Origin of the sequence: Streptomyces roseolus (assembly GCF_014649855.1) — a bacterium.
Lineage (GTDB): Bacteria > Actinomycetota > Actinomycetes > Streptomycetales > Streptomycetaceae > Streptomyces > Streptomyces roseolus.
Window position 1 is genome coordinate 666 of sequence record NZ_BMTV01000041.1, and the last position, 14,239, is coordinate 14,904.

At 76.6% G+C, this 14,239-nt stretch carries 2 protein-coding genes (1 of these 2 running past the window's edge); both read right to left on the bottom strand.

The window, feature by feature from the left end; translation table 11 throughout:
* The coding region (locus IE245_RS33150) for a non-ribosomal peptide synthetase (RefSeq protein ID WP_189954483.1) at window positions 1-7,971 on the bottom strand (7,971 nt) is incomplete at its 3' end.
* Window positions 7,971-14,239, bottom strand: partial view of a non-ribosomal peptide synthetase gene (locus IE245_RS33155; protein ID WP_189954485.1) — the 3' portion only. 127 nt of this gene lie beyond the right edge of the window; only the last 6,269 of its 6,396 coding nucleotides appear in the window; its start codon lies off the right edge, out of view; it ends in the stop codon at window positions 7,971-7,973. The genes IE245_RS33150 and IE245_RS33155, both read right to left, overlap by 1 nt.

Consider the following 14,239-nt stretch of genomic DNA (forward strand, 5'->3'; position numbering starts at 1 on the left):
GGCCACGTCCAGCGGACCGGACAGGCGCAGCGCCAGCGGGACGGTGTAGGTGGCGCTCGGCCCCTCGATCCGGTGGAGGAGCCACAGGCGGAGCTGGGCGTAGGAGAGCGGGAGGCGGCCGGGGCGGGGCACCGCCGGGCGCACGGCGCCGTGACCGCGTCCGGGCCCGTCGAGCCGGGCGGCCAGCCGGGCCACCGTGGGGGCCTCGAAGAGCGCGTCGATGGCCACGTCCACGTCGAGCAGGGCCCTGATCCGGCTGATCACGACGATGGCGAGCAGGGAGTGACCGCCCAGGGCGAAGAAGTCGTCGTCCACGCCGACCGCGGGCACGCCCAGCACGTCGGCGAAGAGCCCGCACAGGATCTCCTCGCGCGGCCCGCGCGGCGCCCGGCCCGCGGGGCGGACCGGCTCCGCCTCCGGCGCCGGCAGCGCGCGCCGGTCGACCTTGCCGTTGACCGTCAGCGGCAGCCCGTCCTCCAGCACCACCAGCGCCGAGGGGACCATGTACTCGGGCAGCACCGCCCGGACCGCGTCCGACACCGCCTCCTTGTCGAGCGCGCCGCTTCCGGCGGCCGGTACGAGGTAGCCGACCAGGCGCTGGTCGCCCGGCTGGTCCTCGCGCAGCACCACCACCGCGCCGCCGACGGAGGGGCAGGCCTCCAGGACGCGGGCGACCTCCGCGGTCTCGATGCGGAATCCGCGCAGTTTGACCTGGTCGTCGCTTCGGCCGACGTACTCCAGCTGGCCGTCGCTCCGCCAGCGGACGAGGTCGCCGGTGCGGTACATCCGCTCCCCCGGCTCCCCGAACGGGCAGGCCACGAACCGTTCGGCGGTCAGTCCCGGCCGGCCCAGGTAGCCCCGGGCCACCCCCGTGCCGGAGACGTACAGTTCGCCGACCGGTCCCCCGGCGGGGACCGGGCGCAGGCCGGGGCCGAGCACGTGGACCCGTACCCCGGCGAACGGGCGGCCGATGGGCACCGGTCCTTCGCCGACCGGTTCTCCCTCCGGCAGTCGGTACTCGGTGCAGTTGACCGTGAGTTCCGTCGGCCCGTAGGCGTTGACGACCCGGGCGTCGGGGTGCCGTTCGAGCCAGGGGCGCAGCCGTCCGCCGGTCAGCGCCTCGCCGCCGAGGATCAGGGTGCCCCCGTCGCGCAGGGCTCCGGGCAGCTCGCTCAGCAGGGGCAGGTGGGAGGGCGTCGCCTTGATCAGGGTGGCTCCGGCGGCCCGGGCGGACTCGTCCAGTTCGCCCAGGCGCACGGCTCCGCCCGCGGTGAGCGGGGTGAGCAGGGTGGTGACGGTGAGGTCGAAGGCGAGCGAGGTGTGGGCCAGCGAGGTCCCGGCCGCGTCGGGGTGGCGGCGGCGCGCGCCGACGACGTACGCGGCCAGGGCGCCGTGGTCGATCACCACGCCCTTGGGGCGGCCGGTGGACCCCGAGGTGTAGAGGGCGTACGCGGCTCCGCCGGGCGTCAGGGGGCGTATCCGCTCGGCGTCGGCCGGGGCCTGGGGGCCGTGTGCGGCGAGGGCGGCCGGGTCCACGGGGAGCACCGTCGCGCCGGACTCCCGTGCGGCGTCGCTCCCGGCGCCCGTGGGGGCCAGCACGAGCGCGGGGCGGCAGTCCTCCAGGACCGTGCGGAGGCGCTCGGCGGGCCACTGCTCGTCGAGGGGGACGTAGGCGGCCCCCGACTTGAGGACGCCGAGGAGGACGGCGAGCACTTCGGGGCGGCGGGGGGCCAGCACGCCGACGCGGACCTCGGCGCCGGCGACGGATCCGGCGCGGTCGGCCAGCCACCGGGCGACGCCGTTCGCCTGCCGGTCCAGCTCGGCGTAGGTGAGGACGCCGCCGGGCGAGAGGACCGCCGGGGCGTCGGGGGTGCGGGCGGCCTGCTCCTCGAACAGCTCGACGTAGGTGCGCGGGGCGTCCTCCGGCGCGGCGCCGGTGCCCCACTCCAGGAGGCGGGCGCGCTCCTCGGCGCCGAGCAGGTCGAGGGTGCCGGCGGGGGCGGAGGGGCGGTCGGCGGCCTCGGTCAGGGCGGCGATCACCCTCTCGGCCAGGGAGCGGGCCCAGTCCTCGGCGAAGAGGTCGGGGCGGTAGTCGACGCGGACGGTCAGCTCGGTCCCGCGCATGGAGCCGACCAGGGTGAGGGGGTAGTGGTTGCGGCTGTGACCGGCCGTGCCCGTCGCGCGGAAGGGCGCCTGCCGGGCGGTGATCTCCGCCGGGTAGTTCTCGAACACCATGGTGGTGTCGAAGAGTTCGGGCAGGCCGCTCCAGCGGTGCAGGGTGGTGAGCGGGACGTGCTGGTGCTCCAGGAGTTCGAGCTGTTCCTTCTCCAGCCGCCGGACCAGTTCCATGAGGGGTTCGGCCGGGTGGAGGCGGACGCGCAGCGGGATCTTGTTCACCAGCATGCCGACCAGGTCCTCGGCCCCGGGGAGTTCCGCCGGGCGGCCCGAGACGGTGATGCCGAACGTGACGTCCGAGCGGCCGGTCTCCTGGGCGAGGACGAGGGCCCAGACGGCCTGGACGACGGAGTTGAGGGTGGCGCCGGCCTCGCGGGCGCGGGTCCGCAGCCGTGCGGAGACGTCCTCGGGCAGGTTCAGCCGCACCGACTCGGGGACGTCTCCGACGCGCGACGCGCCGGGCGCGAGCAGGGTCGGCCCGTCCGTGTCCGCCAGCGCACGCGTCCACGCCTCGCGCGCCGCCTCGAGGTCGCGTGCGGCCAGCCAGTCGGCGTGGAGGCGGTGGCCGGGGGCCGGGGGCAGCGGGTCCCCGCCGTAGAGCGCGAGCAGTTCGCGCAGCAGGATGGGGATGGACCAGCCGTCCACGACGGTGTGGTGGGTGGTGATCACGAACTGGTACCGCTCGGGGGCGGTGCGGGCCAGGAGGAAGCGGACGAGCGGCGGGCGGGTGAGGTCGAACCGCTCGGTGCGTTCGGCCGCGGCCAGCTCCTCCAGACGTCGCGCGGACCCGGCGTCCGCGGGGCCGCCGTGCGGGTCGAGCAGGTCGTGGAAGCGCCACGGCAGCTCCACCGTCCGGGCCACGGCCTGCACCCACTGGCCCGACTCCCGTTGGTGGAAGCCCGTCCGCAGGCTGGTGTGGCGGGCGAGCAGCGCGGCGGCGGCCGCCCGCAGGGCGTCCCGGTCGATCTCTCCGTCCAGGCGGAAGGCGAGCTGGCCGACGTAGACGTCCAGGGCGCGCCGGTCGTACACGCTGTGGAAGAGCAGGCCCTCCTGGAGGGGGGCGACCGGCAGGACGTCCTCCAGGGCGGTGCCGGAGCGGCGTTCGAGCTGTTCGATCTCGGCCTGGCCGAGGTCGGGGACGGCCACGTCGGAGGGGGTGAGGCCGCCCGCTCCGGCGGCGGTGGCGTGGTCGACGACGGCGTGCAGCGCCAGCGACCAGGACCGCGTGAGGCGGCGCACCTCCTCCTCGGTGAGCAGGCCGGTGGCGTAGGTCCAGCGGGTGATCAGCCGGGGCCCGTCCGGGCCCTCGGCCGTGACGACGTTGACCTCGATCTCGTGGTCGAGCGGGGTGTCCGGGTGCAGGCCCGCGGGGCCGCTGCCGAGCAGCGGCCAGCCGTCCTCGCCCGCGCCCTGCTCGGCGGCGAACCGGCCGAGGTAGTTGAAGCCGAAGCGGGCGCGGGCGAGGCCGTGGAGGCGGGGGGCGGTGTCGGGGTTCAGGTGGCGCAGCAGGCCGTGTCCCAGCCCTCCGTCGGGGACGGCGCGCAGTTGCTCCTTGATCCGTTTGATCGCGTCGCCGACGGCCGGACCGTGCTCGGCGAGGTCGGCGGCGGTGACCCTCCCGGCGGCGAGCCGCACCGGGTGGACGGCGGTGAACCAGCCGACGGTGCGGGACAGGTCCGCCCCCGGAACCAGTTCCTCGTTCCGGCCGTGGCCCTCCAGGTCCACCAGGACCGGTGCGTCCTCCTCGCCCCGCCAGTGGGCGACGGCGAGGGCGAAGGCGGTCAGCAGCAGGTCGTTCACCCCGGCGCGGAAGGCCGCCGGGGCGGGGCCGAGCAGGGCGGTGGTGAGGGAGGCGGGCAGTTCTCCGCTGAGGACGGCGGAGGTGGCGACGGTGTCCCGGGCCCGGTCCAGCGGGCGGCTGCCCGGTGCGGGGCCGTCGTCGGCGAGCGTGGCCGTCCAGTGGTCCAGCTGGGCGGTGACGGCCGGGTCGGTGGCCCGTTCGGTGAGCCGGGTGGCCCAGGTGCGCAGCGAGGTGCCGGTACGGGGGAGTTCGGGGCGGCGGCCGGCGCGCAGCGCCCGCCACGCCTCGCGGAGGTCGCCGAGCAGGATGCGCCAGGAGACGCCGTCGACGGCGAGGTGGTGGATCACAAGGACGAGCCGGCCCGGCCGGTCGCCCCGGTCGAACCAGACGGCGGCGACGAGGGCTCCGGAGAGGGGGTCGAGGGACGCGCGCGCGGTGACGGCCTCGGCTGCCTGCGCCCGCGCCAGTTCCTCGTCGGACATCCCGGTCGCGTCGATCCGGCGCAGGCACCGCTCGGCCGTGACCGTGCCGGCCTCCGCCACCCGCAGGTCCCAGAGGCGGCCGGGGCCGGCCGCCGGGGCGGCGTGGACGCGCAGCGCGTCGTGCCGGTCGAGGAGGGCCTGGAGCGCGTCGCGTACGTCGTCGGGCGCGGCGTCCGGCGGGGACCCGAGGACGACCGACTGGTTGTACGCGTGGACCGGGCCGCCGGCCGCGAGGGTCTCGACGACCACGGGGAGCGGCGGCAGCGGTCCGACGGCGAGGGCGGCTTCCTCGTCGCGTGCGGCGTCGGTCCTGCGGGCGGCGGCGGCCAGGGCCGCGGGGGTGCGCAGCTCGAAGACCTGCCGGACGGTGAACTCCAGGCCCGCCCGGCGGGCGCTGCCCACCAGCTGGATGGAGAGGATGCTGTCGCCGCCCCGGCCGAAGAAGTCGTCGTCGACGCCGACGCTCCCGGCGCCGAGGACGTCCGCGAACAGCGCGCACAGCTCCCGTTCCGAGGCGGTGCGCGGTCGCCGGCCGGCGGGGAAGTCCGCGGGGTCGGGGGCCGGGAGCGCGGCCCGGTCCAGTTTGCCGCTGGCGTTGACGGGCAGTTCGCCGATGCGTACGACCGCCGACGGCACCAGGTGGTCGGGCAGTCGGTCGCGCAGGCGTGCCAGCACCTCGGCGGGCCGGAGCAGGTGGTCGTCGGCGTCGGGGGCCCCGACGACGTACCCCACCAGTCTGCGCGTTCCGGGGGTGTCCTCGCGGACGGTCACGGCGGCCGCCGCGACGCCCTCCAGCTCCCGCAGGGCGGCCTCCACCTCGCCGGGCTCGATGCGGAACCCCCGGATCTTGACCTGCTCGTCGCCGCGTCCGACGCAGACCAGGTGGCCGTCGGGAAGCCACCGCGCCAGGTCGCCGGTGCGGTACATCCGCTCTCCCGGCTCCCCGAACGGGCAGGCCACGAACCGCTCGGCGGTCAGCGCGTGCTGCCCCAGGTAGCCGCGGGCGACTCCGGGTCCGGCGAGGTACAGCTCGCCCAGCACGCCGGGCGGGACCGGCCGCAGTCCCGCGTCGAGGACGTAGGCCCGCCAGCGGGGCACGGGCCGGCCGATCGTGCCCGGGGGCAGGTCGCCCAGGACGGTCACCACGGCGTCGACGGCGGTCTCGGTGGGGCCGTAGGTGTTCATCGCGGTCACGCGGGGGGCGGCCGCCCGCAGCCGCTCCCACAGCTCGCCGTCCATCGCCTCGCCGCCCAGGGCGACGAGGGACGGGCAGGGGGCGCCCTCCTCCAGCAGTCCGGCGTCGAGCAGGCTGCGGAAGTAGGTGGGGGTGAGGTCGACGTAGTCGATGCGGCGGTCGCGGAAGTAGGCCACCACGCCCGGCGGGTCGAACCGCAGGTCCTCGTCGATCATGTGCAGTTCGTGGCCCGCGACCATCGCGAGCAGCGGGTCCCACGAGGCGTCGAAGGAGAAGGAGGAGACGTGGGCGGCGCGGCCGGGGCCGCCGGCGGAGGGGCGGACGCGGGAGAAGGTGACCCGGCGGTGCGCCTGGAGCAGCCGCGACAGGCCCCGGTGGTCCACCACGACCCCCTTGGGCCGGCCGGTGGAGCCCGAGGTGTGGATGACGTACGCCGCGTGCCCGGGCAGGAGGGGCGCGGTGCGGTCGGCGTCGGTGACCGGGCCCGGGTCCAGGGCGTCGATCGCGGCCCGGGTGCCGGGGTCGTCCAGGACGAGGACGGGGGCGGCGAGTCCGGCGACCGCGGCCTCGGTGGCGTGCTCGGCGAGGACGAGGAGGGGGGCGACGTCGCGTTCGACGGCGGCCAGGCGCTCGTGCGGGGAGCGCGGGTCCAGCGGTACGTAGACCGCGCCGCTGCGCAGCACCGCCAGGACGGTCGTCGGCCACAGGGCGCCGCGGTCCAGGCAGACGGCGACGCGGACCTCGGGGCCGGCGCCCCGGGAGATCAGCAGCCGGGCCAGCCGGGAGACGCTGGCGTCGGCCTCGGCGAAGGTGAGCGCGACCTGGCCGGCGACGACGGCCAGGGCCTCGGGGGTGGCCGCCGCCTGGCGGGCGAAGGCGTCGCACACCGCCTCCGGTCCCTCGCCGGCCACGGACTCGCCGGCCACGGCTTCGGCGGCCGCGGGTACGGCGGCGAACTCCTCCAGCACGCGCCGCCGTTCGTCGGCGGAGAGCAGGTCGATGGAGAGCAGCCGCGCCTCGGGGTCGGCGGTCCCGGCCTCCAGGAGGCGGACGAGGCGTTCCCCGATCCCGCGGACGGTGGCGGCGTCGAAGACGTCGGTGGAGTACTCGACGGTGCCGGCGATGCCGTCCGGGCGGCCGTCGGGGCCGCGCTTCTCCAGGAGGTCCAGGGACAGGTCGAACTTGGCCGCCCGCCATCCCGTGTCCAGGGGGGCGATCTCCAGACCGTCCAGGAGGGCCGTGTGGTCGGTGGCGTGCTGGAGGCTCAGGCTCACCTGGAAGAGCGGGTGGCGGGCCAGGGAGCGCTCGGGGGCGAGGGCCTCCACCAGCCGCTCGAACGGCACGTCCTGGTGGGCGTAGGCGTCCAGGGCGCACGCGCGGGCCCGTTCGACCAGTTCGTCGAAGGTGGGGTTCCCCGAGGTGTCCGTGCGCAGCACGAGGGTGTTGACGAAGAAGCCGATCAGCCCCTCCAGCGCTTCGTCGGTGCGTCCGGCGACCGGGGTGCCCAGGGGGATGTCGGTGCCCGCGCCCAGCCGGGACAGCAGGCCGGCCAGGGCCGCCTGCACCACCATGAAGGTGGTCGCGCCGTGGCGGGCGGCGAGCGCGGCGATCCGCTCGTGGGTCCGGGGCGGGAGGGCGAAGGGGACGGTGTCGCCGCGGTGGCCGGCGATCGGCGGGCGAGGACGGTCCAGGGGCAGTTCGATGGCGTCCGGCAGGCCCGCGAGCCGCTGCTTCCAGTGCGCCGTCTGGCGGCTGAGCAGGCTCTCGGGGTCGTCCTCCGAGCCGAGGAGTTCGCGCTGCCAGAGGGTGTAGTCGCCGTACTGGACGGGGAGCTCCTCCCACCGCGGGGCGTGTCCGGCGCTGCGGGCGGCGTAGGCGGTGGCGAGGTCGCGGGCGAGCGGGGTGCGCGACCAGCCGTCGCTGGCGATGTGGTGGATCACCAGGCAGAGCACGTGTTCCCGCTCGCCGAGCGCGAACAGCTTCGCCCTGATCGGGACTTCGCGGGCCAGGTCGAAGGCGTGGCCGGCCTCGCGGGCCAGGGCGGCGGGCAGCTCGTCCTCGGTGGACCGGGTGACGGCCAGCTCGACGGCGGTCCCGTCGGCGGGCAGGACGTGCTGCCGGGCACCGTCGTCGGTGTCGGGGAAGACGGTGCGGAGCGTCTCGTGGCGCCGTACGAGGTCGCGCAGGGCCTCGCCCAGCGCGGCGACGTCCAGCGCGCCGGTCATCCGCAGCGCCGTGGGGATGTTGTAGGTGGAGCTGGGGCCGTCCATCGTGTGGAGGAACCACAGCCGCTGCTGGGCGAGGGAGAGGGGAAGCATCACAAGTCCTCCGACCGCGACATCCGTCGCAACGCGGGGCGGGTGTCAGGGCGGCCGGTCCGCAGCCGGGCCGCCAGCGCGGCGACCGTCCGGGCCTCGAACACGGTCCGTACGTCTAGTTCTTCGGCGCGTTCGGCCCGGATGCGGTTGACCAGCCGGGTGGCGAGCAGGGAGTGGCCGCCGAGCGCGAAGAAGTCGTCCTCGGCGCCGACCTCGGGCAGGCCCAGCACCTCGGCGTAGATCCGGCACAGGTCCCGCTCGCGCTCGTCGCGCGGCGGGCGGCCGCCCCGCGAGCGGTGCGCCGGGGCGGGGAGTGCGCGCCGGTCGAGCTTTCCGTGGGGCGTGGTGGGCAGTTCGTCGAGGACCACGACGGCGGAGGGCACCATGTAGTCGGGCAGGGTGCGGGCCACCGCGCCGCGCAGGTCGTCCTCGTGCGGGCGGGCTCCCGCCGCCGGGACCACGTAGCCGGTCAGCCGCCGGTCGCCCGGACGGTCCTCCCGTACGACGGCGACCGCGCGGGCGACCGACTCCTCGGCGGCCAGGGCGCGCGCCACCTCGGACAGTTCTATCCGGAAGCCCCGCAGCTTCACCTGCTCGTCCGTCCGGCCCACGTACTCCAGTTCGCCGCCGGGAAGGCGGCGGACGAGGTCGCCGGTGCGGTACATCCGCTCCCCCGGCTCCCCGAACGGGCAGGCCACGAACCGCTCGGCGGTCAGGGCGCGCTGCCCCAGGTAGCCGCGGGCCACCCCGGGCCCGGCGACGTACAGCTCCCCGGCCACGCCCGGGGGCGCGGGTGCCAGTGCCGTGTCGAGCACCATCGCGCGGACGCCGGCGAACGGGCGGCCGATCGGCACCGGCCCGTCCGGCACCGGGTCGCCGGGGGCGATGCGGTGCTCGGCGCAGTTGACGGTCAGCTCCGTGGGGCCGTAGGCGTTGACGACCTCGGCGTGCGGGTGGGCGGCCCGCCAGTCGCGCAGGGCCCGCCCGTCGAGGGCTTCACCGCCCAGGACGAGGGTGCCGTGCTCCCCGAGCAGTCCGGGACGCCGGTCAAGGAGCGGCAGGTGGGAAGGCGTCGCCTTGACGAAGTCCACCGGGTGGGCCTCCGCCGCACGGTCCACCTCCCCCAGGACGACGCAGCCGCCCGAGGCGAGGGGGGTGAACAGGGCGGTGGCGGTGAGGTCGAAGGTCAGCGGGGAGTGGAGCAGGGCCGTCGCCGCCGCGTCCGGGTAGCGGCGGACGGCCCCTTCCACGTAGTGCGCCAGTGCCCGGCGCTCCACGCCCACGCCCTTGGGGTGCCCGGTGGAGCCGGAAGTGTAGAGGACGTACGCCAGTGAGCGCGGGTGGCTCCGCCCGGCCGGGAGGGCCGGACCGCCGGTGGTGCGGAAGGCCGGGTCCGCGAGGCCGAGGACTTCGGTGTCCGGGCCGCAGGAGGGGCCGAAGGCGGCCCGGGCGGCGGCGGTGTCCCCCGCTGCCAGGAGCAGGCGCACCCCGGCGTCGGCGGTCACCCGCCGGCGCCGTTCGAGCGGCCACGCCTCGTCGATCGGGAGGTACGCGGCGCCGGACTTGAGCACCCCGAGGAGCGCGGCCACCACGTCCGGGTCGCGCGGGGCGACGACCGCGACCACGTCCTCGGGCCCGAGGGCGCGCCCGATGAGCACGCGGGCCACCGCGTCCGCCTTCCGGTCCAGTTCGGCGTAGGTCAGCCGGCCGCCGTCCCACCGCAGGGCGGGGGCGTCGGGGGCGGTCGCCGCCCACTTCTCGAAGAGTGCCAGCGGTTCGTCCGCGTCTCCCGCCGCGTCCGGTCCGCGGCTGTGCTCCCGCTCGCGCCGCGCCTCGCCGGGCAGGAGCACGTCCACCCGCCCCACGGGGGTGGCGGGGGCGGCGAGCACCTGGTCCAGCACCCGCAGCAGCCGGTCCACGAGCCCCTGCGCGGTCGCGCGGTCGAAGAGGTCGGCGCTGTAGGTGAGGACTCCGGGCATGTCGCCGCCCCCCGGTCCGCCCGGGGCCAGCACGAAGGACAGGTCGACCTTCGCGCCGTCGCGCCGGGTGCGGACCGCCTCGGCGCGCAGCCCGGGCAGTCCGTCCACCGGCGGCGCCGCCTCGTCGAGGTTCTGCAGGACGAGGGAGACCTGGAAGAGGGGGTGGCGGGCCAGGGAGCGCTCGGGGGCGAGCACCTCGACCAGCCGCTCGAAGGGCACGTCCTGGTGGGCGTAGGCGTCCAGGGCGGTGGCGCGGACCCGGCCCAGGAGTTGGGCGAAGGTGGGCGAGCCGCTCAGGTCCGTGCGCAGGACCAGGGTGTTGACGAAGAGTCCGACGACCCCCTCGACCGCGCTGTCGGTGCGCCCGGCGACGGGGGTGCCCAGCGGGATGTCGGCTCCCGCCCCCATGCGGTGCAGCAGGACCGCCAGTGCGGCCTGGAGGACCATGAAGGGCGTGGTGCCGGTGGTTCCCGCCAGCTCCCCGATCCGTGCGGTCACGGCGGCGGGGACGGTGAAGTCCACGTCCTCGCCCCGGTGGGAGGAGACGGCCGGGCGCGGCCGGTCGGCCGGCAGCGCGATCTCCTGCGGCAGGCCGGCCAGCTGCCGCTGCCAGTGGGCGAGCTGGGCGTCGAGCGGGCCGCCGTCCGCGTCGGGGCCGCCGAGCACCCGGTGCTGCCACAGGGTGTGGTCGACGTAGTCGACGGGGATCGGGGCGGGGGCGAAGTCCTCGCCGCGCACGCGGGCGGCGTACGCGGCGGCCACGTCCCGCGCGATGATCCGCAGCGACCAGCCGTCGGCCGCGATGTGGTGCACCACCAGCAGGAACAGGTGTTCTTCCGGCTCCTGGCCCGCGCGCGGGTCCGCCGGGTCCTCGGACCGGGTGAACAGCCTGCACCGCAGGGGCGGTCCGGCCGTCAGGTCGAAGGGCTCGGCCACCGCCTCCTCCGCCGCCCGCAGCGGGTCCTCGACCGGCTCCGGGACCAGGGTGATCAGCCGGGCGGCGGCCGAGGCGTCCCGGACGACCTGGCGGACGCCGTCGGCGTCCTCGTCGAAGACGGTGCGCAGGCTTCCGTGCCGGGCGACCGCGTCGGCGATCGCGCCGCGCAGCGCGGCCGTGTCGAGGCGTCCGGTGAGGCGGAGCGCGAGCGGGACGTGGTAGGCGGCGCTGTGGCCCTGGAGGCGGTGGAGGAACCACAGCCGCCGCTGGGCGAAGGAGAGGGGGACGCGGTCGGGCCGCTCGTGGACGCGGGAGACCGGCGGCCGGGCCGCCCCGGCACGGGCGATCCTGGCGTACAGGGCGGCCACCGTGGGGTGTTCGAAGAGGTCCCGCACCGCCAGTTCGGCTCCGAGGGTGGTGCGCACCCGGCTGACCAGGCGGGTGGCGAGCAGCGAGTGGCCGCCCAGGGCGAAGAAGTCGTCGTCGATGCCGGCCGGGCGTACGCCGAGCACGTCGGCGAACAGTCCGAGCAGGATCGTCTCGTGCGGGCCCCGGGGGGCGCGCGCCCGCGTGGCGTCGCTCCGGTCGGGCGGAGGCGGCAGCGCGGCGCGGTCCCGCTTGCCGTTGACGGTCAGCGGCAGTTCGTCCAGGACCACGAGCGCCGAGGGCACCATGTAAGGGGGCACCTGGCGTCGCGCGTGGTCCAGGACCGCGGCCGTGTCGGGCGTCGTGCCGCGGGGGACGACGTAGCCCACCAGGCGCGGTCCGGCGGGTCCGCCGTCGTGCACGGCGGCGGCGGCCCGCAGGACGTCCGGGTGGGAGGCCAGCGCGGCCTCCACCTCTCCCAGCTCGACCCGGTGGCCGCGCACCTTCACCTGGCCGTCGGCCCGGCCGACCAGGTCGATCTCCCCGTCGGGGCGGAGCCGCCCGAGGTCGCCGCTGCGGTACATGCGGGCGCCGGGCGCGCCGAAGGGGTCGGCGACGTAGCGTTCGGCCGTCGTGTCCGGGCGCTGCCAGTAGCCGCGGGTGACGTGGTCGCCGGCGATGTACAGCTCCCCCACGACTCCGTCCGGCACGGGGCGGAGCCAGGGGTCGAGGAGGTGGATGCGCACGCCGGGCAGCGGGCGGCCGATGGAGGGCGCGCCGTCGTCGGTGCCGTCCAGGAAGCGGGCGGTGACGAAGACGGTCGTCTCGGTCGGTCCGTAGAGGTTGGCCACGCGCGCCCGCGGGAACGCGGCGCGCAGGGCTCGGGCCAGCGGGGCGGGGAAGGGTTCGCCGGCGCAGAGGAAGGTGTGGACGGCGAGCGGCTCGCCGCGCTCGAGGAGCGCCTGCAGCGCCGAGGGGACGGCGTTCAGGAGGGAGGGTTCGCCGCCGGTCCGGTCGGCGACGGCCAGGGTGTTCTCCACGATCTCGATGCGGCCGCCGGTGAGCAGCGGGACGAGGGTGTCGAAGACCGACACGTCGAAGCTCTCCGAGGTGGAGGCCACGGTCCGGTGCAGCCGGTCGGCTCCGACGCCGGTGCCGGCCCAGGACAGCAGGGCGGTCACCTGGGCGTGTTCGACGGCGACCCCCTTGGGCCGGCCGCTGGAGCCGGAGGTGTGGAGGAGGTAGGCGAGGTGGCCGGGGAGCAGTGGCCCGGCCCGTTCGGCGTCGGTCGGCGCGGCCGGGTCGTACGCGGCGAGGAGCGCTCCGGTCAGGACGACGCGCTCGACGCCGCCCGGCGCGGTCTCGGGCCGGTCGTGCCCCGTGGAGGCGGTGTGCCGGGTCCGGGCGGCCTCGGCGTCGGGGTCGGTGAGCAGGCAGACCGGTGCGGTCTCGCGGAGGATGCGGGCGGCGCGCTCCCGCGGCAGCGCGGCGCCCACGGGGACGTAGCAGCCGCCCGCCTTGAGGATGCCGAGCACGGCGACGGGCAGCCAGGCGTTCCGGGAGACGGTGAGGGCGACCCGGCTCTCGGGTCCGACCCCCCGCTCCAGGAGCAGGCGCGCCAGCCGGTTAGCCCGGGCGTCGAGTTCGGCGTAGGTCAGCTCCTCGCCGTCGGCGAGGACGGCGGGGGCCCCGGGGGTCGCCCGCACCCGCGCCTCGAACGCGTCCACGATCGTGGCCGGGGCGCCCGGCGGTGCGGGGCGGGGTACCGGCGGGCGCGCCGCCCGTGCCGTCGCGGGGGCGGCGAGCGCGACGGTCGGGGTGTCGGGGGCGCTGTGGACGGCGGTCAGGGCGCGTTCCAGCAGGTCCGCCGCGTGGCGTGCGGTGACGTCGTCCACGGCGTCGGGGCGGTGGTCCAGGCGCAGGCGGAGCGCCGGGCCGGGGAGCGCGTAGAGGGAGAGGGGGAAGTGGTTGGTGGTGCGGCCGGAGCCTCCCTCGACGCGCAGGCCCGCGTGGTCGGCGGAGCCGACGGCGGACAGGTCGTCGGCGGGGTAGTTCTCGAAGGCGGTGGAGGTGTCGAAGAGCACGGTCCGGTCGGACCAGCGCTGGATGTCGGAGAGCCGGACGTGCTGGTGCTCCATGAGGGCGGTCTGCTCGCACTGGATCCGGACGACGAGGTCGCCGATCGGCTCGGCCGGCCGCATCCGCACGCGCGTCGGCACGGTGTTGATGAAGAACCCGACCATCTCCTCGGCGCCGGGCAGCTCCGGCGGCCGCCCCGAGACGGTCGTCCCGAAGACGACGTCGTCGCGTCCGGTGAGGCGGCCGATCACGGTCGCCCAGGCGGCCTGCACCGCCGAGTTCACCGTCACGCCGCGGGCACGCGCCCACGCGCCGAGGGCGCGGGTGTCCCGCCCGCCGAGCCGGGTCCACACCGACCTGGGAGGCGGGCCGTTGCGGTCGGCGTCCGGGGCGATCAGGGTGGGGCCGGGCAGTCCCGCCAGCGCCTGCCGCCAGGCGTGGGCGCTCTGCTCGGGCGGGCGGCGGGCCAGCCAGTCGAGGTGGTCGCGGTGCGGGCGGACGGGCGGGAGCGCGGAGGGGTCGCCGTCGCTGCCGTACAGCGCGGCCAGTTCCCGCATCAGGATGGGCATGGACCAGCCGTCGAGGACGAGGTGGTGATAGGTCACGGCCAACTGGTGGCGGTCCTCGCCGGTCCTGGCCAGCAGGAAGCGCAGCAGGGGCGGGCGGCCGAGGTCGAACCCGGTGCGGTGGTGCTCGTCCAGGAGCGCCTCCAGGTGCTTGTCCGCCTCCGCCGGGCTCCCCACGGACCGCAGGTCCAGCTCCTGCCAGGGCACCGCGGCGCGGGTGGCGACCAGTTGGAACCACTCCCCCGAGCGGCGCTGGCGGAAGGCCGAGCGCAGCGCCGGGTGGCGTGCCACCAGCGCCTGGGCGGCCCGTCGCAGCCGGTCGGCGTCCAGCTCCCCGGAGA